Annotated in this window: 18 protein-coding genes; 7 read left to right on the forward strand and 11 right to left on the reverse strand. The window is 63.6% G+C overall.

Going from position 1 to position 22300, the window contains the following annotated elements:
* Position 1: 1 nt before the first annotated feature.
* The 4 genes from ttgB to ACNFHO_RS07805 all read left to right on the forward strand — a co-directional run bounded on the left by ttgB (position 2) and on the right by ACNFHO_RS07805 (position 7222).
* Positions 2–3154, forward strand: coding sequence for a multidrug efflux RND transporter permease subunit TtgB (gene ttgB / locus ACNFHO_RS07790; RefSeq protein ID WP_054894499.1), 3153 nt, complete (start codon positions 2–4; stop codon positions 3152–3154).
* Entirely contained in the window at positions 3151–4605 is a 1455-nt protein-coding gene (locus tag ACNFHO_RS07795) for an AdeC/AdeK/OprM family multidrug efflux complex outer membrane factor (RefSeq protein ID WP_063545955.1), read from the forward strand. Before ttgB ends, ACNFHO_RS07795 begins: the two co-directional genes overlap by 4 nt.
* A gap of 243 nt (positions 4606–4848) precedes the next feature.
* Positions 4849–6102: an OprD family porin gene (locus ACNFHO_RS07800; RefSeq protein ID WP_414154182.1), complete on the forward strand. Its 1254-nt coding sequence runs from the start codon at positions 4849–4851 to the stop codon at positions 6100–6102.
* 136 nt (positions 6103–6238) lie between these two features.
* Entirely contained in the window at positions 6239–7222 is a 984-nt protein-coding gene (locus ACNFHO_RS07805) for a LysR family transcriptional regulator (protein WP_112899049.1), read from the forward strand.
* On the opposite strand, the gene ACNFHO_RS07810 is transcribed toward ACNFHO_RS07805, so the two are convergent.
* The gene (locus ACNFHO_RS07810; RefSeq protein WP_054894503.1) at positions 7122–7817 is read right to left on the reverse strand and encodes a Crp/Fnr family transcriptional regulator; all 696 of its coding nucleotides are present in this window, start codon (positions 7815–7817) and stop codon (positions 7122–7124) included. The two genes, ACNFHO_RS07805 and ACNFHO_RS07810, sit on opposite strands and share 101 nt — an antisense overlap.
* 92 nt (positions 7818–7909) lie before the next feature.
* Here ACNFHO_RS07810 and ACNFHO_RS07815 point away from each other — a divergent pair, with 92 nt between their 5' ends.
* Entirely contained in the window at positions 7910–8434 is a 525-nt protein-coding gene (locus ACNFHO_RS07815) for a DUF962 domain-containing protein (protein WP_054894504.1), read from the forward strand.
* 64 nt (positions 8435–8498) lie between these two features.
* Here ACNFHO_RS07815 and pcaC read toward each other — a convergent pair whose 3' ends face one another.
* The 9 genes from pcaC to pcaR all read right to left on the reverse strand — a co-directional run bounded on the left by pcaC (position 8499) and on the right by pcaR (position 18202).
* Positions 8499–8891, reverse strand: coding sequence for a 4-carboxymuconolactone decarboxylase (gene pcaC / locus ACNFHO_RS07820; protein ID WP_112899050.1), 393 nt, complete (start codon positions 8889–8891; stop codon positions 8499–8501).
* Between the two features lie 10 nt (positions 8892–8901).
* Positions 8902–9693, reverse strand: a complete 792-nt coding sequence (gene pcaD, locus ACNFHO_RS07825) for a 3-oxoadipate enol-lactonase (protein ID WP_416765853.1) — start codon at positions 9691–9693, stop codon at positions 8902–8904.
* Between the two features lie 11 nt (positions 9694–9704).
* Positions 9705–11057, reverse strand: a complete 1353-nt coding sequence (locus ACNFHO_RS07830) for a 3-carboxy-cis,cis-muconate cycloisomerase (RefSeq protein ID WP_416765854.1) — start codon at positions 11055–11057, stop codon at positions 9705–9707.
* Between the two features lie 9 nt (positions 11058–11066).
* Positions 11067–12356 (reverse strand): MFS family transporter, encoded by a 1290-nt coding sequence (locus tag ACNFHO_RS07835; protein WP_054893781.1) that lies wholly within the window; start codon positions 12354–12356, stop codon positions 11067–11069.
* A gap of 172 nt (positions 12357–12528) precedes the next feature.
* Positions 12529–13734, reverse strand: coding sequence for a 3-oxoadipyl-CoA thiolase (gene pcaF / locus ACNFHO_RS07840; RefSeq protein ID WP_172964853.1), 1206 nt, complete (start codon positions 13732–13734; stop codon positions 12529–12531).
* Complete coding sequence (locus ACNFHO_RS07845; protein ID WP_054893783.1) at positions 13731–14510, reverse strand: CoA-transferase subunit beta; 780 nt, start codon at positions 14508–14510, stop codon at positions 13731–13733. Before ACNFHO_RS07845 ends, pcaF begins: the two co-directional genes overlap by 4 nt.
* Entirely contained in the window at positions 14507–15355 is an 849-nt protein-coding gene (locus tag ACNFHO_RS07850) for a CoA transferase subunit A (RefSeq protein ID WP_416765856.1), read from the reverse strand. The genes ACNFHO_RS07845 and ACNFHO_RS07850 overlap by 4 nt, the downstream gene beginning before the upstream one ends.
* A 327-nt stretch (positions 15356–15682) precedes the next feature.
* Positions 15683–17029, reverse strand: coding sequence for an MFS transporter (locus ACNFHO_RS07855; protein ID WP_063545964.1), 1347 nt, complete (start codon positions 17027–17029; stop codon positions 15683–15685).
* Between the two features lie 303 nt (positions 17030–17332).
* Positions 17333–18202, reverse strand: coding sequence for a pca regulon transcriptional regulator PcaR (pcaR, locus tag ACNFHO_RS07860; RefSeq protein WP_054893786.1), 870 nt, complete (start codon positions 18200–18202; stop codon positions 17333–17335).
* Positions 18203–18617: 415 nt separating this feature from the next.
* Here pcaR and ACNFHO_RS07865 point away from each other — a divergent pair, with 415 nt between their 5' ends.
* Positions 18618–18818, forward strand: coding sequence for a hypothetical protein (locus ACNFHO_RS07865; protein WP_081255307.1), 201 nt, complete (start codon positions 18618–18620; stop codon positions 18816–18818).
* A 315-nt stretch (positions 18819–19133) separates the two neighbouring features.
* Positions 19134–20606: an inorganic phosphate transporter gene (locus ACNFHO_RS07870; protein WP_054893788.1), complete on the forward strand. Its 1473-nt coding sequence runs from the start codon at positions 19134–19136 to the stop codon at positions 20604–20606.
* Between the two features lie 58 nt (positions 20607–20664).
* Here ACNFHO_RS07870 and ACNFHO_RS07875 read toward each other — a convergent pair whose 3' ends face one another.
* Entirely contained in the window at positions 20665–22140 is a 1476-nt protein-coding gene (locus tag ACNFHO_RS07875) for a helicase HerA-like domain-containing protein (protein ID WP_416765858.1), read from the reverse strand.
* Between the last annotated feature and the right edge of the window lie 160 nt (positions 22141–22300).

Below are 22300 nucleotides of genomic sequence, written 5' to 3' on the forward strand. Positions count from 1 at the left end.
CATGTCGAAGTTCTTTATCGATCGCCCGATCTTCGCCTGGGTGATCGCCTTGGTGATCATGCTGGTCGGGGCCCTGTCGATCCTGAAACTGCCGATCAACCAGTACCCCAGCATCGCGCCGCCGGCCATCGCCATCGCCGTGACCTACCCGGGCGCCTCGGCGCAGACCGTGCAGGACACCGTGGTACAGGTCATCGAGCAGCAGCTCAACGGTATCGACAACCTGCGCTACGTGTCTTCGGAAAGTAACTCCGACGGCAGCATGACCATCACCGCTACCTTCGAGCAGGGTACCAACGCCGACACCGCGCAGGTGCAGGTGCAGAACAAGCTCAACCTGGCCACCCCGCTGCTGCCGCAGGAAGTGCAGCAGCAAGGTATCCGTGTCACCAAGGCAGTGAAGAACTTCCTGCTGGTGATCGGCCTGGTGTCCGAAGATGGCAGCATGACCAAGGACGACCTGGCCAACTACATCGTCTCCAACATGCAGGACCCGATCTCGCGGACTGCCGGCGTTGGTGACTTCCAGGTGTTCGGTGCCCAGTACGCCATGCGTATCTGGCTCGATCCGGCCAAGCTCAACAAGTTCCAGTTGACCCCGGTCGATGTGCGTACCGCCGTCACTGCGCAGAACGTGCAGGTTTCTTCCGGCCAGCTCGGTGGCCTGCCAGCGATGCCAGGTACCCAGCTCAACGCCACCATCATCGGCAAGACTCGCCTGCAGACCGCCGAGCAGTTCGAGAAGATCCTGCTCAAGGTCAACAGCGATGGCTCGCAGGTGCGCCTGCGTGACGTCGCCAAGGTTGGTCTGGGCGGTGAGAACTACGCGGTCAGCGCGCAGTTCAACGGCAAGCCGGCTTCGGGCCTGGCGGTCAAGCTGGCAACCGGCGCCAACGCCCTGGATACCGCCAAGGCCTTGCGCAAGACCATCAGCGACCTCGAGCCGTTCTTCCCGCCCGGGGTCAAGGCAGTGTTCCCGTATGACACCACGCCAGTGGTCACCGAATCGATCAGCGGGGTAATCCACACCCTGATCGAAGCCGTGGTCCTGGTGTTCCTGGTGATGTACCTGTTCCTGCAGAACTTCCGCGCCACCATCATCACCACCATGACCGTTCCGGTGGTGTTGCTGGGCACCTTCGGCATCCTTGCCGCCGCAGGCTTCAGCATCAACACCCTGACCATGTTCGCGATGGTCCTGGCCATCGGCCTGCTGGTGGACGATGCCATCGTCGTCGTGGAAAACGTCGAGCGGGTTATGTCCGAAGAAGGGCTGCCCCCCAAGGAAGCGACCAAACGCTCGATGCAGCAGATTCAGGGCGCACTGGTCGGTATCGCCCTGGTGCTTTCGGCGGTACTGCTGCCGATGGCCTTCTTCGGCGGCTCCACCGGCGTGATCTACCGGCAGTTCTCGATCACCATCGTATCGGCCATGGGCCTGTCGGTGCTGGTGGCACTGATCTTCACCCCGGCGCTGTGCGCGACCATGCTCAAGCCGTTGAAGAAGGGTGAGCACCACACGGCCAAGGGCGGCTTCTTCGGCTGGTTCAACCGTAACTTCGACCGCAGCGTAAAGGGCTACGAGCGCAGTGTCGGTACCATCCTGCGCAACAAGATCCCGTTCCTGCTGGCCTATGCGCTGATCGTGGTGGGCATGATCTGGCTGTTCACTCGCATCCCCACCGCGTTCCTGCCTGAAGAAGACCAGGGCGTGCTCTTCGCCCAGGTGCAGACCCCGGCCGGTTCCAGTGCCGAACGCACCCAGGTGGTCGTCGACAAGATGCGCGAATACCTTCTCAAGGACGAAGCCGACACCGTGTCGTCGGTGTTCACCGTGACCGGTTTCAACTTCGCCGGCCGTGGCCAGAGTTCGGGCATGGCGTTCATCATGCTCAAACCTTGGGGCGAGCGTTCGGCCGAGAACAGCGTGTTCAATCTCTCGACCCGCGCCCAGCAGCACTTCTTCAGCTTCCGCGATGCGATGGTGTTCGCCTTCGCACCGCCGGCAGTGCTCGAACTGGGTAACGCCACCGGCTTCGACGTGTTCCTCCAGGACCGTGCCGGCGTCGGCCACGAGAAGCTCATGGAAGCGCGCAACCAGTTCCTGGCCAAGGCCTCGCAGAGCAAGATCCTCTCCGCAGTGCGCCCCAACGGCCTGAACGACGAGCCGCAGTACCAGCTGATCGTCGACGATGAGCGCGCCAGTGCCCTGGGCGTCACCATTGCCGACATCAACAATACCCTGTCGATCGCGCTGGGTGGCAGCTACGTCAACGACTTCATCGATCGTGGCCGGGTCAAGAAGGTGTACATCCAGGGCGACTCCAGTGCCCGCATGAGCCCCGAAGACCTGCAGAAGTGGTACGTGCGCAACGGCCAGGGCGAGATGGTGCCGTTCTCCTCCTTCGCCTCCGGTGAATGGACCTACGGCTCGCCGAAGCTGTCGCGTTACAACGGCGTGGAAGCAGTCGAGATCCTCGGTGCCCCGGCGCCTGGCTACAGTACCGGTGAGGCCATGGCCGAGGTCGAACGCATCGTCGGCGAACTGCCGTCGGGCATCGGCTACTCCTGGACCGGCATGTCCTACGAGGAGAAGCTCTCCGGTTCGCAGATGCCGGCGCTGTTCGCCCTTTCGCTGCTGTTCGTGTTCCTCTGCCTGGCAGCGCTGTACGAAAGCTGGTCGATCCCGATCGCCGTCGTGCTGGTGGTGCCGCTGGGTATCATCGGTGCACTGATCGCCACCAGCATGCGCGGGCTGTCGAATGACGTGTACTTCCTCGTCGGCCTGCTGACGACCATCGGCCTGGCGGCAAAAAACGCCATTCTGATCGTCGAGTTCGCCAAAGAGCTGCACGAACAGGGCAAGAGCCTGTTCGATGCGACGATCGAGGCGTGCCGTATGCGTCTGCGCCCGATCATCATGACCTCGCTGGCATTCATCCTCGGCGTGGTACCGTTGACCATCGCCAGCGGCGCAGGCTCTGGCAGCCAGCACGCGATCGGCACCGGGGTGATCGGCGGCATGATCAGTGCAACTGTGCTGGCGATCTTCTGGGTACCGCTGTTCTTCGTAGCAGTGTCGTCGCTGTTCGGCAGCAAAGAGCCGCACACCGACGCCACCCCTGAAACTCCACGTAATGAGGCTGGGCAATGACCAAGTCTTTGTTGTCCCTGGCGGTAACCGCTTTCATTCTCGGCGGCTGCTCGCTTATTCCTGACTACCAGACCCCGGAAGCGCCGGTGGCCGCGCAGTGGCCGCAAGGCCCTGCGTACTCGCCGACCCAGTCGGCAGACGTGGCCGCCGCCGAACAGGGCTGGCGCCAGTTCTTCCACGACCCGGCGCTGCAGAAGCTGATCCAGACCTCGCTGGTCAACAACCGCGACCTGCGTGTGGCCGCGTTGAACATCGATGCCTACCGTGCGCAGTACCGCATCCAGCGCGCCGACCTGTTCCCGGCGGTCTCGGCCACCGGCAGCGGCAGCCGTCAGCGGGTTCCGGGCAACCTGTCGCAGACCGGCGAAGCGAACATCACCAGCCAGTACTCGGCAACGTTGGGCGTCAGCGCCTATGAGCTGGACCTGTTCGGCCGCGTCCGCAGCCTGAGCGAACAGGCCCTGGAGACCTACCTGTCCAGCGAGCAGGCACGTCGCTCCACGCAGATCAGCCTGGTGGCCAGCGTGGCCAACGCCTACTACACCTGGCAGGCCGACCAGGCGCTGCTGAAGCTGACCGAAGAAACGCTCAAGACCTACGAAGAAAGCTACAACCTGACCCGCCGCAGCAACGAGGTCGGCGTGGCCTCCGCACTTGACCTGAGCCAGGCGCGCACCGCTGTCGAAGGCGCGCGGGTCAAGCTGTCGCAGTACCAGCGTCTGGTGGCGCAGGACCTGAACAGCCTGACCGTGCTGCTGGGCACCGGTGTACCGGCGGACCTGCCGGCCTCGCTGAAGCTCGACGCCGACCAACTGGCCGACGTGCCAGCGGGCCTGCCGTCCGACCTGCTGCAGCGGCGTCCGGACATCCAGGAAGCCGAGCACCTGCTCAAGGCTGCCAATGCCAACATCGGCGCAGCCCGCGCGGCGTTCTTCCCGAGCATCAGCCTGACCGCCAACGCCGGTACCCTGAGCCCGGACATGGGCGGGCTGTTCAAGGGGGGGTCGGGGACCTGGCTGTTCCAACCGCAGATCAACCTGCCGATCTTCAACGCCGGCAGCCTGCGCGCCAGCCTGGACTACTCGAAGATCCAGAAGGACATCAACGTCGCCAAGTACGAAAAGACCATCCAGACCGCCTTCCAGGAAGTCTCCGATGGCCTGGCGGCGCGCAAGACCTTCGAAGAGCAGTTGCAGGCCCAGCGTGACCTGGTTGCCGCCAACCAGGATTACTACCGTCTGGCAGAGCGTCGCTACCGCATCGGTATCGACAGCAACCTGACCTTCCTCGACGCCCAGCGCAACCTGTTCAGTGCCCAGCAGGCGCTGATCAGCGATCGCCTGTCGCAGCTGACCAGCGAGGTCAACCTGTACAAGGCGCTCGGCGGTGGCTGGTACGAGCAGACCGGACAGGCCAACCAGCAGGCTTCGGTGGACTCGCCCAAAGGCTGAGTGATCCGGCAACAGCATCAAGCCCACCCTCGCGGTGGGCTTTTTGTTTTCCGGTAACAACACCCCGCCTCACACAATGCGTTCGATTATCGCCCCGTTCCACTTCCGACGAATTGCTCGCCGCAGCTCCGATCACGCACCATCCTCCACGCAACGTTGCACAAGTTCATCAATAAAGCGTCGACCTGCAGCCTCCGGCCGCAGCGCTCCGACTCGCCCATAAAAACAAGAGATCCACGACAGATGAGCATTCTGCAACCCGCACGCCCCCTGCTGCCGGGCCTTCTGGCCATGTCCTGCGTCCTCCCCGCCCTCGCCGCCGACGGCGGCTTCGTGGAAGACGCCAAGGCCACCCTCAACCTGCGCAACTTCTACATCAATCGCAACTTCGTCGACCCCGCCAAGGCCCAGGGCAAGGCCGAGGAATGGACGCAAAGCTTCATCCTCGACGCCCGTTCCGGGTTCACCCAGGGCACCGTCGGCTTTGGCGTCGATGTGCTGGGGCTGTATTCGGTCAAGCTCGATGGCGGCAAGGGGACGGCCGGCACGCAGCTGCTGCCAGTGCACGACGATGGTCGCCCCGCCGACGACTTCGGCCGCCTGGGTGTCGCGCTCAAGGCCAGGATTTCACAGACCGAGCTCAAGGTCGGCGAATGGATGCCGGTACTGCCGATCCTGCGCTCTGACGATGGTCGTTCGCTGCCGCAGACCTTCCGCGGCGGCCAGATCACCTCCAGGGAGATCACCGGGCTGACCCTGTACGCCGGCCAGTTCCGTGGCAACAGCCCGCGCAACGACGCGAGCATGGAGGACATGGCGCTGTTCAGCCGCCCGGGCTTCACCTCCGACCGCTTCAACTTTGCAGGGGGTGAGTACAGCTTCAACGACAAGCGCACCCTGGTCGGCGTGTGGGACGCCCAGCTCAAGGATATCTACCGCCAGCAGTACTTCAACCTGGTGCACAGCCAGCCCTTGGGCGACTGGACCCTGGGGGCGAACCTGGGCTACTTCATCGGCAAGGAAGACGGCGCCGAGCGTGCCGGCAAGCTGGACAACCGCACCGCCTCGGCCATGCTTTCGGCGCGCTATCAGGGTCACACGTTCTATGTCGGCCTGCAGAAGGTCGGCGGCGATGACGAGTGGATGCGAGTCAACGGCACCAGCGGCGGCACCCTGGCCAACGACAGCTACAACGCCAGCTTCGAGAATGCCAAGGAGCGCTCCTGGCAACTGCGCCACGATTTCAACTTCGCCACCGTCGGCATCCCCGGCCTGACCCTGATGAACCGCTACATCAAGGGCGACAACGTGCATGTCGGCAGCATCACCGATGGCAAGGAGTGGGCGCGCGAGAGCGAACTGGCGTACGTGATCCAGTCCGGTACGTTCAAGGACCTGTCGGTGAAATGGCGCAACTCCACCATGCGCAGGGATTTCAGCACCAACGCCTTCGACGAGAACAGGCTGATCGTGAGTTATCCGTTCAGCCTGTTGTGAAAGTCGCGCCGCGCTTGAGGGCGGGCTTACCCGCCCTTCTAAATAACAAAATCAGCTAAACAACTAACTAAACCATCGTTGACGGAATAAGCAACAAGGTCTAAAACGAGCCCTCTCTACTCCGCAGAATCTCGATATGGACCTTCGCCAACTGCGCTATTTCATCGCCCTCACCGAGTACCGCAGCTTCGTCCGCGCTGCCGAAGCCATGGGCATTACCCAGCCCGCGTTCAGTCGCGCCATCCAGGGCCTGGAGCAGGAGTTCGGCTGCGCCCTGGTCGATCGCGGCAACAAGGCGCTGCAACCGACCCCCGAAGGCCAGGTGGTGCTGCAACATGCCCGGCGCCTGGTTCAGGGGGCCGCACAACTGAGCAACGACGTGCTGCAGATGACCAAGCTCGACGCCGGCGAACTGCATTTCGGCAGCGGCCCAGCCCTGGCTGCACGACTGGTACCCGACGCCCTGCAGCAGTTCATCACACAGCATCCGGGGATTCGCACCGAGCTGCTGGTGGACAATGCCGAACGTCTGGGCCAGGCCCTGCGCCGCGAGCAGATCGAGTTTTTCGTCGACGATATCCGCCCCTTCGAGGCCGACCCCAACTTCCACACCGAGCCCCTCAACCCGCGCCCGGGCCTGTTCTTCTGCCGCCCCGGCCATCCGCTGCTGGCCAAGGACAGCCTGTCGACCAACGATCTGTTCGCCTACCCCCTGGCCAGCGCCCTGCTCACCCCCGGTGTACGCAAGCGCCTGGCCAATCTCAGCGGACGCAGCGACTTCATCCCACACCTGCAGACCGAACACCTGGCAGTGCTGCGCAGCGTGGTGCTGGCCAGCGATACCCTCGGCAGCGCCAGCGAGGAAGCCGTGGCCGAGGACCTGGCCGCGGGGCGCCTGGTACGCCTGCACTGGCGCAACCTGCCGCCGGGGCTGGAAGTGCTGAGCGTGCGTTGCGGGGTGATCAGCCGCAGCGGCTATCGCCTGTCACCGGCAGCACGGGCGATGATCGATACCTTGGTCAGCCTGGATGCGCGGCCATCTCCCGCAGCCTCGGCGCATCGAGGATCAGCACTTCGCCATAGCCCAGTTGCACCACCCCCGCCTGCTCCAGCGCCTTGAGGATCTGGTTGATGGTCTGGCGCGACAGGGACAGCATCAGCGCCAATTGCTCCTGCGACAATTGCAGGCGCCATTGGGCAACATCGCGCTCGCCATAGCCTTCGGCGATCTGCAACAGCCGATGGGCCACACGCGGCCCCGCGGCCAGCAAGTGCTGCTGCTCAAGCGCGACGAACACCCAGCGCAGCTTGTGGCTCATCAGCAACGCCAGGTCGCGCCAGTGCTGCGGATGCTGCGCCAACCAGTCGAGCAGCGCTGCCTGAGGGATCCACAACAGCTGCGTGACACCTTCGGCAAAGGCATCGTGGGTGCGTGGCTGGCCGTCGAACAAGCTGATCTCGCCGAACCAGTAAGGCGGCTCGACCAACGTCAACAGCGCTTCCTTGCCCTCACGGCTGACCGCGCCGACGCGCATGGCACCCTCCAGCACCGCATACAAACCGCAGGGCGGATCACCACGCTGGAACAGGCACTGTCCGGCCGCCAGCTCACGTGAGCGCGCCAATGCCAGCAGGCTATCCTGAACCTGAGCGGGCAACTGCCGAAACCACTGGCCGTGGCTCAACTGCGCACGCCAGGCTTGGGGGTTGTCCATGACACCTCTTCTGAACGGACTCTGTCGGCCAGGCGACAGACGACGGCGGATGAACGGGGCAAGCTGTCGCTACCCCTGATGGAGGAACAACAATGAAAAACCTCGTCGAACACCTGAGTCAATACGCGGCCTATCATCGCGACCCGCGCAACATCGCCACGCACTTCGTCGGCATTCCGCTGATCGTGCTGGCGGTCAGCATCCTGCTGTCACGACCCGGCTGGCCTGTTGCCGGCATCTGGCTGTCGCCAGCGCTGCTGGTGGCGGCAGCGTCGGTGTGGTTCTACCTGCGCCTGGACCTGCGCTTCGGGCTGGTGATGGGCGTGTTGCTGGGGCTGTGCCTGTGGGCAGGCGAATGGCTGGCGCTGCAAAGCACTGGGCTGTGGCTGAGTGCCGGGCTCGGGGCCTTCGTGCTGGGCTGGATCATCCAGTTCGTCGGGCATGCCTACGAGGGCAGAAAACCCGCCTTCGTCGACGATGTCAGCGGCTTGATCATCGGGCCACTGTTCGTGGTTGCAGAACTGGCGTTCATGCTTGGGCTGTGTGCCGGTCTGAGGCAGCAGGTGGAAGCCAACGCCGGGCCGGTAGCGGTGCGCGGGAAGAAGGCGGCGGTGTAGACGCTGGAACAGTGCTGAATTCTTCGCGGGCTTGCCCGCGAAGAATTCAGTGGGGAGCTATGGCCTAGGCCCGCGACTCGACCCCAAGCTCATCCCACACCGACTCGGCCAGGTGGAAGGTCGCATTGGCCGCCGGGATCCCGCAATAGATCGCGCTCTGCATGATCACTTCCTTGATCTCTTCACGGGTCACGCCATTGTTGGCCGCCGCGCGCAGGTGCAACTTGAGTTCCTCGTTGCGGTTCATGCCAATCAACATGGCGATGGTAATCAGGCTGCGGGTGTGGCGTGGCAACCCCGGACGGGTCCAGATATCGCCCCAGGCGTGGCGCGTGATCATCTCCTGGAACTCGCCATTGAAGTCGTTGAGTTTCTCCAGGCTGCGGTCCACATGGGCATCGCCCAGCACCGCACGACGCACCTGCATGCCAGCGTCGTAACGTTGTTTCTCATCCATGGCGTACTCCTCAGCGGGCCAACAGGAAATCGAGCACGCGACGGCTGAACGGCTCGCCGACCTCGACATTGGACAGGTGCGCAGCCAGGAAGCCGGTGTACTCGGCGCCTGCCACATGCTCTTGGATGTACAGGCCACCCGAGGGCGGCGTTACCGCGTCGGCCTCCCCGGAAATCACCAGCAGCGGCGCGCTGATCGCTCCCAACTGCTCGCGGAAATCGGCATCGCGCACCGCTCCGCAGTTGGCGGCATAGCCCTGTGGCGAAGTGGTTGCGAGCATGTCGGTGATGCGCTTGACCTGATCCGCGTGCTCGCTCGACCACGCCGGGGTGAACCAGCGCTCGATGGACGCATCACGCAACCCACGCATGGCCTCGGCGCCGTCGCGCAAGACCATTTCGATGCGCGGATTCCAGGTTTCAGGCGATCCGATCTTCGCCGCCGTGTTGCACACCACCAGACGCTGCAAACGCTCACCTGCATTGATGCCGAGCCACTGACCGATCAGGCCGCCCATCGACAACCCACAGAAATGCGCGCGCTCGATCTGCAGAGCATCCAGCAGCGCCAGCACATCACGCCCCAGTTGTTCGATGCTGTACGGCCCTTCGGTGACCAGCGAATCGCCATGACCGCGCGTGTCGTAGCGCAGTACTCGAAAGTGTTCGGTCCACAGCGGCATCTGGGTATCCCACATGTGCAGGTTGGTGCCCAGCGAGTTGGACAGCACAAGCACGGGGGCGTGCTCGGGGCCTTCGAGTTGGTAGTTCAATACGCCATCGGCCAGTTGCAAATGCGCCACAGCGGTCTCCTTCAAGCAGTGAAACGTTGATGTTCGGCCACAGCACGCGCCACCCAGACGCGGGCCTGGCCGAGGTAATGGGCAGGGTCGAGCAACTGGTCGAGCGCTTCGCCAGACAGCTGTTCGGTGACCTGTGGCTCGTCGCCGAGCACGGCACGCAGGTGGCGCTGTTCGGCCACCGCGCGCTGGCAGCATTGCTCCAGCAGGTGATGGGCCTTGTCGCGCCCCAGGCGCTGGGCCAGCACGATGCTCACCGCTTCGGCCAGCACCAGGCCTTGAGTCAGTTCAAGGTTGCGGCGCATGCGCTCGGCGTCCACCTCGATGCCCTCGGCGATCAGTTGTGCCTGGCGCAGGGCGCCGGAGACCAGGCAGCAGATGTCTGGCAGGGTCTCCCATTCGGCATGCCACAGGCCCAGGCTACGCTCGTGCTCCTGGGGCATGGCGGCGAACAGCGTCGACAGCAGCCCCGGCACGCGGGTCGCGGCGCCGATCAGCACCGCTGCACCCACAGGGTTGCGCTTGTGCGGCATGGTCGAAGAGCCGCCCTTGCCCGGCGCCGCAGGCTCGAACACCTCGCCAGCCTCGGTCTGCATCAACAGGCTGATATCGCGACCGAATTTGCCCAGGCTGCCGGCAATCAGGCCCAGCACCGAGGCGAACTCCACCAGGCGGTCGCGCTGGGTGTGCCAGGGCTGCTCGGGCAAGGCGAGGCCAAGTTGTGCCGCCAGCGCCTCGGCCACCGCCAATGCCTTGCTGCCCAGCGCCGCAAGGCTGCCAGAGGCCCCCCCGAATTGCAGGCACAACAGGCGCGGACGCAGCTCCTGCAAGCGCTGGCGGTGACGGGTCAACGCCCCGAGCATACCGGCCAGCTTCATGCCCAGCGTCACAGGCGTGGCGTGCTGCAGCCAGGTGCGCCCCACCAGCGGCGTGTCGGCATGCAGCAAAGCCTGGCGTGCGAGGGTGTCGGCGAGCTTTTCCAGATCTGCCTCGATCAACCCCAGGGCATCACGCAGTTGCAGAACCAGGCCAGTGTCCATCGCATCCTGGCTGGTAGCCCCCAGGTGCACATAACGCTCGGCCTCCGGCACGCCACTGGCAACCACCTTGCCCAGTGCCTTGACCAGCGGGATCGCCGAGTTGCCAGCCACCGCAATGGCCTGCGCCAGCGCTTGCACGTCATAGCGCTCGGCCTTGCATGCCGCCTCGATGGCTGCCACCGCGGTGTGCGGCACCAGCCCTGCGTCAGCCTCGGCGCGCGCCAGGGCAGCCTCGAAGTCGAGCATGCCCTGCAGGCGGCCATGGTCGCTGAACACCTCGCGCATGGCCGGGGCGGTGAAGTAGGCATCGAACAGTTGGTTGCTCATGCAACGTCCTTAGTGATCATGGTGCAGGTACGCCGCCTGCTTGGGCAGGCGCAGGCTGAACAGGAAGGCCACCGCCATCATGGCGGTCACGTACCAGTAGAAAGTGTTCTCCATCCCCAGCGTCTTCAAGCCCAGGGCGACGTATTCGGCCGAACCGCCGAAGACCGCGTTGGCCACGGCATAGGCCAGGCCCACACCCAAGGCACGCACCTGAGGTGGGAACATCTCGGCCTTCACCAGGCCGCTGATGGAGGTATAGAAACTGACGATGCACAGCGCGAGGGTCACCAGCACGAAGGCCATGAACGGGCTGGTCACGGTCTTGAGCGCCATCAGCAACGGCACGGTGAACAGAGTGCCCAGCGCGCCGAACAACAGCATCGAGTTACGTCGGCCGATACGGTCGGACAACATGCCGAACAGTGGCTGCAGGATCATGAACAGGAACAGCGCGCCAGTCATCACGAAGCTGGCGCTCTTGGCGTTCATGCCGGCCGTGTTGACCAGGTACTTCTGCATGTAGGTGGTGAAGGTGTAGAAGATCAACGAACCGCCAGCGGTATAGCCCAGCACCGTGATGAAGGCTGCGGCGTGGTTGCGGAACAGGCCACTGACGCTGCCGGCATCTTTATCCTGGCGAGTCTCGGCACTGCTGGTCTCTTTCAGCGATCGGCGCAGCATCAGCGAAATCAGCGCGGCGACGGCGCCGACCACGAACGGAATGCGCCAGCCCCAGGCGCGCAGTTCTTCTTCAGTGAGCAATTGCTGCAGGATCACCACCACCAGCACCGCCAGCAACTGGCCACCGATCAGGGTGACGTACTGGAACGAGGCGAAGAATCCACGCTGGCCGCGCAGGGCCACCTCACTCATGTAGGTCGCGGTGGTGCCGTACTCACCGCCGACCGACAGGCCCTGGACCAGCCGCGCAAACAGCAGCAGTGCCGGAGCCCAGGTACCGATGCTCGAATAGGTCGGCAGGCAGGCGATCAGCAACGAGCCTGCGCACATCATCAACACCGAGATCATCAACGAGTTCTTGCGCCCGTGACGGTCGGCCAGGCGGCCGAAAATCCAGCCACCGATGGGGCGCATCAGAAAGCCTGCGGCGAACACCCCGGCCGTGTTGAGCAACTGCACCGTGGGGTCGTCGGAGGGGAAGAACGCCGGAGCGAAGTAAATGGCGCAGAAGGCATAGACATAGAAGTCGAACCACTCCACCAGGTTGCCGGAAGAAGCCCCGACGATGGCGAAGATACGGCTTTTGCGCTCTTCGCCCGTGTAATGGATTGCGGTCATGGCGTGCTTACTCCTCGAGGGTTACCATCAATTCTAGACATACCCGGTAACACTCTCGTTCCGCTTGGGGGCTGACCATTAGCCTTATGTCTTGCAGGTCCGGCCTCTTCGCGGGCAAGCCCGCTCCCACAGGATGGCGTGAGCGGCTTGCACACGAAGAGGACGGCACAGGTCAAACCCGCTCGATGGCCAGCGCCAACCCCTGCCCCACGCCGACACACATGGTTGCCAGGCCCTTGCGCCCGCCGCTCTTTTCCAGTTGGTGCAGCGCCGTCAGCACCAGCCGCGCGCCGCTCATGCCCAACGGATGCCCCAGGGCGATCGCTCCGCCATTGGGATTGACCTGAGGCGCATCGTCCGCCACGCCCAGCTCGCGCAGCACCGCCAGGCCCTGGCTGGCAAAGGCTTCGTTGAGTTCGATCACATCGAAATCAGCCACGGCGATACCCAGGCGCTCGGTGAGCTTGCGCACAGCAGGCACGGGGCCTATACCCATCACCCGCGGCGCCACGCCGGCACTGGCCATACCCAGGACACGGGCACGTGGGGTCAGACCGTGTTTCTTCACCGCATCGGCCGATGCCAGGATCAGCGCCGCGGCGCCATCGTTCACACCCGACGCATTGCCAGCAGTGACGGTCTTGTCCGCGCCATTGACCGGCTTGAGCCTGGCCAGCGCTTCCAGGGTGGTGTCCGGGCGCAGGTGTTCATCCTGCTCGACCAGGGTTTCGCCCTTTTTGTGGACGATACGCACCGGCACGATCTCCTCGGCGAAGAAACCTGCTGCCTGCGCGGCGGCGGCCTTCTGCTGGCTGCGCAGGGCGAAGGCATCCTGGTCGGCACGCGAGACCCGGTGATCGTCGGCAACGTTGTCGGCAGTCTCAGGCATGGCATCGACACCGTACTGAGCCTTCATCAACGGGTTGATAAAGCGCCAGCCGATGGTGGTGTCTTCGAGCTTCATGTTGCGCGAGTAGCCACTCTCGGCCTTGCCCATCACGAACGGCGCGCGCGACATCGACTCGACGCCACCAGCGATGGCCAGCTCCATCTCGCCACTGGCGATGGCGCGAAACGCCGTGCCGACCGCATCCATGCCCGAGGCGCAGAGGCGGTTGAGGGTCACGCCGGGAATGCTCTCGGGCAGGCCAGCCAGCAGCAGCGCCATGCGCGCGACGTTGCGGTTATCCTCGCCGGCCTGGTTGGCGCAGCCGAGAAACACTTCGTCGAGCTGATCCCAGCGAACCTGCGGGTTGCGCTCGACCAGCGCCTTGAGCGGCACCGCCGCCAGGTCGTCGGCGCGCACACCAGCCAAGGCGCCACCGAAACGGCCAATCGGGGTACGGATCGCGTCGCAGATGAATACGTCACGCATCAGGCTTCTCCTGCGCTCTGGCCATGGGCTGCTGCAGTACGGGCTTCAAGATCACGCAGGGCGGTCAATTCTGTCTCGCTCGGCTCGGCGGTGGCCTGCACGTCATCGGCAAAGCGAATCGCCCAGCCGGTGGCGGCGACGATCTGTTCGCGGGTCACGCCCGGATGGATCGAGGTAACGACGAATTCGTGGGTGCCGACTTCCGGCTCCATGATGCACAGGTCGGTGATGATGCCCACCGGCCCCTCGCCGGGCAGACCCAGGCGCTTGCGCGAATCGCCGCCCTCGCCGTGCCCGACCGAGGTGATGAAGTCGAGCTTGTCGACGAAAGCGCGCGGCGACTGCTTCAGAATGATCAGCACCTGCTTGGCGGAGCCTGCGATCTCTGGCGCACCGCCCGCGCCCGGCAGGCGAGTCTTGGGCGCGTGGTAATCACCGACCACGGTGGTGTTGATGTTGCCGAAGCGGTCGACCTGGGCGGCGCCGAGGAAGCCCACATCGATACGACCGCCCTGCAGCCAATAGCGGAAGATCTCGCCGGTCGGCACCACGGTGTCAGCGGTCTCAGCCAACTCGCCATCGCCGATCGACAGCGGCAACACACTCGGTTTGGCACCGATCGGGCCAGACTCATAGATCAGCACCACGTCGGGCGACGAGGTCAGGCGCGCCAGGTTGGCGGCCTTGGACGGCAGGCCGATCCCCACGAAGCAGACGGCGCCGTTACGCAGGCGACGGGCCGCGGCCACGGTCATCATTTCGGAGGTGGAGTAGCTCATCGTTCAGCCTCCAGCTTGCGCTTGAATTCGGTGAAGTCGGTGGTACCGCGGATGTAGGTGTCGATCCAGGCCGTGAAGGATTCGCGGTTGCGTGCGATCGGGTCCCAGGCCTGGTAGAAGCGGTTGTCACGCTCGTAGTAGCCATGGGCGTAGGACGGATGCGCGCCGCCCGGTACCAGGCACACTGCGCTGAGCGCCCAGGTCGGCAGTACGCAGGCGTTCATCGGCGCTTGCAGGTCGTCGACGATTTCCTCGACTGTGACGATGCAGCGCTTGGCGGCCAAGGCCGCTTCCTTCTGCACCCCGAGGATGCCCCACAGCAGCACGTTGCCCTTGCGGTCGGCTTTCTGCGCGTGGATCACGGTGACATCCGGGCGAACCGAAGGCACGGCAGCCAGCACTTCGCCCGTGAAAGGGCAAGTGACCGACTTGATCAGCGGGTTGACCTTGGGCAGGTCGGAGCCGGCGTAGGCACGCAATACCGCGAACGGCAGGCCGGAGGCGCCGGCAACGTAGGCGTTGGCCAGGTCGGCATGGCTGTGCTCTTCGATCTCGATCGCGTGCGGCCATTGTTTCTCCACGGCGTCGCGCAGGCGATGCAGCGAGCCGACCCCCGGGTTGCCGCCCCACGAGAAGATCAGTTTGCGCGCACAACCGGCACCGATCAGTTGGTCGTAGATCAGGTCCGGGGTCATGCGCACCAGCGTGAGGTCGCGTTTGCCCTGGCGGATGATTTCGTGACCGGCGGCGGTCGGAATCAGGTGGGTGAAACCTTCGAGGGCAACGCTGTCGCCGTCGTGGACGAACTGCTTCACGGCATCATGAAGCGAGAGGATTGCTGCCATTGGAGACTCCTGGTCAGGCTGAGTCGGGTTTGAGTGCAGCGTCGCTGCGATGGGCTCAGATTAAGGAGACCCGGGGTGGGGAAACAATCCGATAATCGACCTTTTGTGCGGTTATCGAACGGTTTGAATACGTTACCGATGAGCACTGGTGGCGACCTTTTCGCGGGCAAGCCCGCTCCCACGAGGGAGCAACTGTCTTGCTCAAAACCTAAAGGCCAGCCCAATCCCTGGACTGCCCCCAAGGGTTGGATTTGTGTCCAACTTCTTGGGGGCAGTCCATCCCTGTGGGAGCGGGCTTGCCCGCGAAAAGGCCACCACCCAGCTCGATCAGGTGGCGTCAGCGTGACTCACCAAGCCTTTGACGATAACCCCGACGGTCGCCAGCGCCGCCGGCACCAGGAGCGCGGTCAGCACCTGCTCGAAGGTCCAGCCCAGCCCCAGCAGCGTCGCACCGCTCCAGGCTCCGAGAATCGCGCCGAAACGGCCAATGCCCAGCATCCACGACACCCCCGTGGCACGCCCCTGGGTCGGATAGAAGCGCGCTGCCAGCGACGGCATCGCCGACTGTGCTCCGTTCACGCACATCCCCGCGACCAGCACCAGAATGGCGAGCAACGTGATGTTGCCCAGGCTTTGACCCACCGCGTAGGCAAACACCCCGGCCAGCAGGTAGAAAATGCCGATGACCTTGTGCGGATTGAAGCGGTCCATCGCCCAGCCCACCGCCACGGCACTGAGTACGCCGCCGAACTGGAACAGCGCACCGATGAAGGCTGCTGTTTCAAGGCTGGCGCCACTGTCGCGCATCAGCGTCGGCAGCCAACTGGTCAGCAGGTAGACGATCACCAGGCCCATGAAGTAGGTCAGCCATAGCAGCACCGTGCCCAGGCCATAAGTGCCAGAGAAAATGACCGCGAAGACGTTGCGCGCAGCCACGGCCTTCTGCTCCGGTACGCTGAAGCTCGCGGCCTGGGCAACCACGGCCGGAGCGATCGGGGCAAGCGTCTTGCGCACCTTGTCGGTGCCACGATTGCGCACCACCAGAAAACGCGCCGACTCCGGCAACCACACCAGCAGCACCACCGCCAGCAGCAACGGCAGCACACCGCCCAGCACCAGCAGACTGTGCCAGCCGTAGGCTGGGATCAGCTTGGCAGAGATGAAGCCACCACCGGCCATGCCCAGGTTGAAGCCGCAGAACATGCTGGTCACCAGCAGCGACTTCAAGCGCTCCGGAGTGTATTCGGACAGCAGGGTCGTGGCATTGGGCATGCCAGCGCCCAGGCCGAGGCCTGTCAGGAAACGCAGCACCAGCAGTTGATCGACATTGCTGGCGTACGCCGAGGCCAGGCTGAAACCGCCGAACACCAGTACCGCGCCGACCAGCACGCCCTTGCGACCGAAGCGGTCTGCCAGCGGCCCGGAACCCAGTGCACCGAAGACCATGCCAATCAGTGCGGCGCTCATTACCGGGCCCAGGCTGGCACGGTCGATCCCCCACTCCTGGGACAGCGCCGGAGCGATGAACCCCATCGCTGCGGTGTCCAGGCCATCGAGGAAGACAATCAGGAAGCACAGGATCACCACCCGCCATTGATAGCGGGACAGCGGCTGGTCGTTGATGAACGACTGTACATCGAGGCAGTTGCCGACAGCAGTTTGCGGTTTGTTCATTGTTGTTATCCAGAAGATGGGCGCAGGTACACCGCTGCGACCAATAAGGCGCAGGGCTAAAGAAACCGGTACGGGCGTTGAAATCAGCTGGGTAACGATGTAACTGCGCAAGGCAGCGAGGGGACAGTGGTCATGGGCTTGTCTCGTGTTGTTATTGTCCGGTCGGCAGCGCCGACCGTTGCGAGAAACATTAATCAGCACCTGCGGCGGGCGCAATTCACGAGGAACGACATTGTGCGTTTATCGCACAAGAATAGTTCTACCGGTTGTCCACCTATTGCGGCGGCGCGCCATCCCAGACGCTCAACCGAACAACTGATGGCAAAGATCGCGGCTGGCCGACAACAGTATGGGCAAGAAGCGCTGTTCCAGTTCGTTGCGCGTCACCCGTCCGACGTGGGTGCTGACATTCAGTGCTGCCAGCACTTGCCCTGAAGCGTCATAGATCGGCACGGCGATCGAGCGCAACCCCTGCTCCAGCTCCTGGTCGACCACACACCAGCCCTGGGCGCGCACCTGTTGGATACAGGCGAACAGCGACTCGGGATCATGCAAGGTGCGGCTGGTTCGAGCCTTGAGATCGGCGCGCTCGAAGTACTCGCGCAGGCTGGTGTCGTCCAGTGCCGCCAGGAGGATTCGGCCCATGGAGGTGCAATAGGCCGGTAGGCGGCCACCCACCGACAGGTCGACCGAAATCAGACGCTCCACCGTCGCCGAGCGGGCGATGTAGAGAATGTCGTCGCCTTCGAGGGTCGCCATGTTCGCCGCTTCGTGCAGTTGCTCGCTGATACGGTCCAGATACGGCTGGGCCGAGACGGCCAGCGGCGTCGAGGAGAGGTAGGCATGCCCCAGCGTCAGCACCTTGGGCAGCAACGAATAGGTACGTCCGTCGGAAGTGGCGTAACCGAGTTTGATCAAGGTGTGCAGACAACGACGCACTGCGGCGCGGGGGATTTCCGTGCGGTGGCTGATCTGGGCAATGGTCAGGTGGCGCTTGCGCTCCTGGAAGGCCTGGATCACCGCCAGCCCCCGGGCCAGAGAGGTCATGAAGTCGGGGTCGCCGGTGAACGCCTGAATGCGCTTGGCCGGCGATGCGACGATCGGCGGTGCCAGGGAAGGCGAGACGGCACGCTGCGGATCGCTGGGCGTGGAAGCGTTGGTTTCATCGTTCATCGGCAGACCTCAAAAAAAACGGCGCTTCGTGCGATTATCGAACAAGCGGCCGATAATCGCAATTGACCGCCGACACGTTTGCTTATACCTTTCTCATGCCCTTGTGGCTTCTTTGGAGAGACTGGTCAGGTACCCACCGTAGAAGACTAAAGGCAGCGGCCTCGCTTACCAGCGAGGCCGTTTTCATTTCTGCACTGTTTATCCGAACTTTACTCGGTACGTCGCCTCCAACTTCCCAAGTACAACGGGTCAACTTCCCATTGCACGATCAGGCTCGAGTAAAGGCCGTGGCCATTGGTGATTCGACGGTTATAATTCGGCGCTCGGGTCTGTATGCACGCTGGGAAATGGATCCACGCGCACCGCGTGTTACAGCCCCGTACCGAGAACCTCTTCAATTTATCAGGTCGATACTGTGACGAAAGATGAACTGCGCGCTGAACTCGAGCGCCAGGCAGAACGTTACAAGGATGTTTATGGTGGTGAAGTCACCACTTATGCTGCCCAACCGGAACCGGAACGCAAACCCTGGCGCAAACGTGCCAGCCTCCTTGACCAAGCCTTCTCCGAGGAACTGGAGAAGATGGAAAAGGAACGGCGCCCCGAAGAGCCTTGAGCTCAGGGCGTGATCGCAATGCGCCATGGCGCTGAACGCCATGGCGCCGTGCGCTTTTTCTGCAATCGACGATGATGAAATGGAATTACACAAATTTCATACAATCGTTTGAATCCTGCAAAGCCCTTCGATTGATCGCGTATTCGCTGCATTTCAACGAAGTTAACGGTTTTTTATTCGTCGATTTCGCTTTGCTTCCTACCGTCGAACCGGCATGGCGGCTTTAGAAAAGCTGCCATCTGTCTGTCACGGGTGCATCGATTGCCATGGTTTTCTGGCATAATCCGGCCCCCCTACGACCGCCAGAAAACCTTCATGATCGATTTATTCAGCGGACTGGATGCCTGGGTAGCCGTGAGCCTGGTGCTCGCCCTCACCTTCGTGCTCGCATTCGAGTTCATCAATGGCTTTCATGACACCGCCAACGCGGTAGCCACCGTCATCTATACCAAAGCCATGCCGCCGCACCTGGCCGTGTTCTTCTCGGGTGTGTTCAACTTCCTCGGGGTTCTGCTCGGCGGTGTCGGGGTGGCCTATGCCATCGTGCACCTGCTGCCGGTCGAGCTGCTGATCAACGTGAACACCGGGCATGGCCTGGCCATGGTCTTCTCCCTGCTCGCCGCCGCCATCACCTGGAACCTGGGAACCTGGTATTTCGGTATCCCGGCATCCAGCTCGCACACCCTGATCGGCTCGATTCTCGGCGTTGGCCTGGCCAACGCACTGCTCAGCGACATCCCGCTGGGTGACGGCGTGAACTGGCAGAAAGCGATCGACATCGCCATGTCGCTGGTGGTCTCGCCCATGGCCGGCTTCGCCGTTGCCGCACTGGTGCTGATTGGCCTGAAATGGTGGCGCCCGCTGTCGAAGATGCACAAGACCCCGGACCAGCGCCGCAAGCTCGACGACAAGAAGCACCCACCCTTCTGGAACCGCCTGGTGCTGGTGATCTCGGCCATGGGCGTGAGCTTCGTGCACGGCTCCAACGACGGCCAGAAAGGCATTGGCCTGATCATGCTGGTGCTGATCGGTATCGTCCCGGCCAAGTTCGTTCTCGACCTGAACAGCACCACCTACCAGATCGAGCGCACCCGCGACGCCACCCTGCACATGAGCCAGTTCTACCAGCGCAATGCCGCCACGCTTGGCGAGTTCCTGGCGTTGGGCAAGGCCAAGTCGAACGACCTGCCGGAGCAGTTCAGTTGCAACCCGCAACAGACCGAGCCAACCATTGCCGCGCTGCAGACCTCGCTCCAGGGCGTGACCGACTACCGTGACCTGAACGCCGAACAGCGTGTGGAAGTCCGTCGCTACCTGCTGTGCCTGGACGACACCGCGAAAAAGGTCGGAAAACTGCCAGGACTGGATAGCCGCGAGAAGGCCGACCTGGAAAAACTGCGCAAGGACCTCACCGCAACCACCGAATACGCCCCGTTCTGGGTGATCGTCGCCGTCGCCCTGGCCTTGGGCCTGGGCACCATGGTCGGCTGGAAGCGTGTGGTACTGACCGTTGGCGAGAAGATCGGCAAGCAGGGCATGACCTACGCCCAGGGCATGTCGGCACAGATCACCGCAGCTTGCGCCATCGGTATGGCCAACGTGTTCAGCCTGCCGGTCTCGACCACCCACGTACTGTCGTCGGGTGTTGCCGGGACCATGGTCGCCAATAAGAGCGGCCTGCAAGGCGGCACGGTGAAGACCATCCTGCTGGCCTGGGTACTGACCCTGCCAGCCTCGATGGGCCTGGCGGCTGGCCTGTTCTGGCTCGCCTCCAAAGCGATCGGCTGACACCTGCAGCATTGAAAAAGGCGCCCGCGACGGCGCCTTTTTCATGCCCTGGGGAAACTCAGCGCTTCTTGCCTCCCAGCAAAGATCCCATCAAGCCTCGCACCAGCTGCCTGCCCAACTGATTGGCGGCCTGGCGCACCGCCGACTTGATCGCCTGCCCTGCCGCACTCTGCAAGAATTCACCCGCCTTGTCCGCCAGGCTGTCTGCGTCAGCCTTGGGCTGAGGCGCCGGCTCCACCGGCTCGCCCTTGCGCTGGGTCAGCAATTCATAGGCCGACTCACGGTCGATCGGCTTGTCATAACGTCCTGCCAGGGGCGACTGCGCGATCAGTGCACTGCGCTCCGCCGTGGTGAGCGGGCCGATACGCGATTGCGGCGGCGCCACCAGCACGCGCTGGACGACCTCTGGTGTCCCCTTGTCCTGCAAAGTACCCACCAGCGCCTCGCCGATCCCCAGTTCGGTGAGCACCGTCAGGGTATCGAAGGCAGGATTGGGACGAAAACCGTCGGCCACGGCCCTGAGCGACTTCTGCTCCTTGGCAGTGAAGGCCCGCAGCCCGTGCTGGATGCGCAAGCCCAGCTGCGCCAGTACGGCATCGGGCAGGTCGCCCGGGGACTGGGTAACGAAGTACACCCCCACACCCTTCGAACGGATAAGCCTCACCACCTGCTCCAGACGATCCTGCAGGGCCTTGGGGGTCCCGTTGAACAGCAGGTGCGCTTCGTCGAAGAACAGCGCAAGCACCGGCTTGTCGGCGTCGCCGCGCTCCGGCAGTTGCTCGAACAGCTCGGCCAGCAGCCACAGGAGGAAGGTCGCATAGACCTTTGGCGCCTCGTGCACCAGGCGGCTGGCGTCAAGCAGGTGGATGCGCCCGCGGCCATCGCTATCGACCCGCAGCAGATCCTCCAGTTGCAGCGCCGGCTCACCGAACAACGCCTCGGCCCCCTGCTGTTCCAGCGTGGCCAGGCGCCGCTGCAAGGCTTGGGTCGAAGCGGTGGTCATCAGCGCGCTGTCCTCGCCCAGCAGCTGTGGGTTGTCCTTCAGATGGCCAAGCAGCGCCTTGAGGTCTTTCAGGTCGAGCAGCAACAGCCCCTCGCGGTCGGCAACCTTGAACGCCGCATAGAGCGCCGCCTGCTGGCTGTCGGTCAGTTCAAGCAGGTTGCCCAGCAGCAACGGGCCCATTTCGCTGAGGGTAGTGCGCAACGGATGACCACTCTGCCCGGCGATGTCCCACAGGCTCACCGGGTAGGCCTTGGGCTGGTGGGCGAGCCACGGCATCCCGGCAATGCGTTCGGCCACCTTGCCCTGGGGCGAACCCGCCGCCCCCAGGCCACACAGGTCTCCTTTCACGTCTGCCGCGAACACCGCCACACCCGCGTCGCTGAACACCTCGGCCAGACGCTGCAGGGTCACGGTCTTGCCGGTGCCGGTCGCTCCGGCGACCAGTCCATGGCGGTTGGCCAAGCGCATGGCCTGGCCGACTGGCAAGCCCTCTAGACCGGCACCTACAACGATTTGCGAAGAATCCGACATCTTATTTCATCCTCTTCTCAAGCTTTGCCTAAAAGCGGCCGATATGCAGAGGCGATATTGACCCGAAATACAGGACACAACCCACCAAGGCTCACCGGATTGTTGCACTGTTTTCTGCTGTGCTTCGTGCGAGCGACCCGATAAAACCTTAGCGGACCCG

This window comes from Pseudomonas sp. NY15374 (assembly GCF_048068255.1).
Taxonomy (GTDB): Bacteria; Pseudomonadota; Gammaproteobacteria; order Pseudomonadales; family Pseudomonadaceae; genus Aquipseudomonas; species Aquipseudomonas machongensis.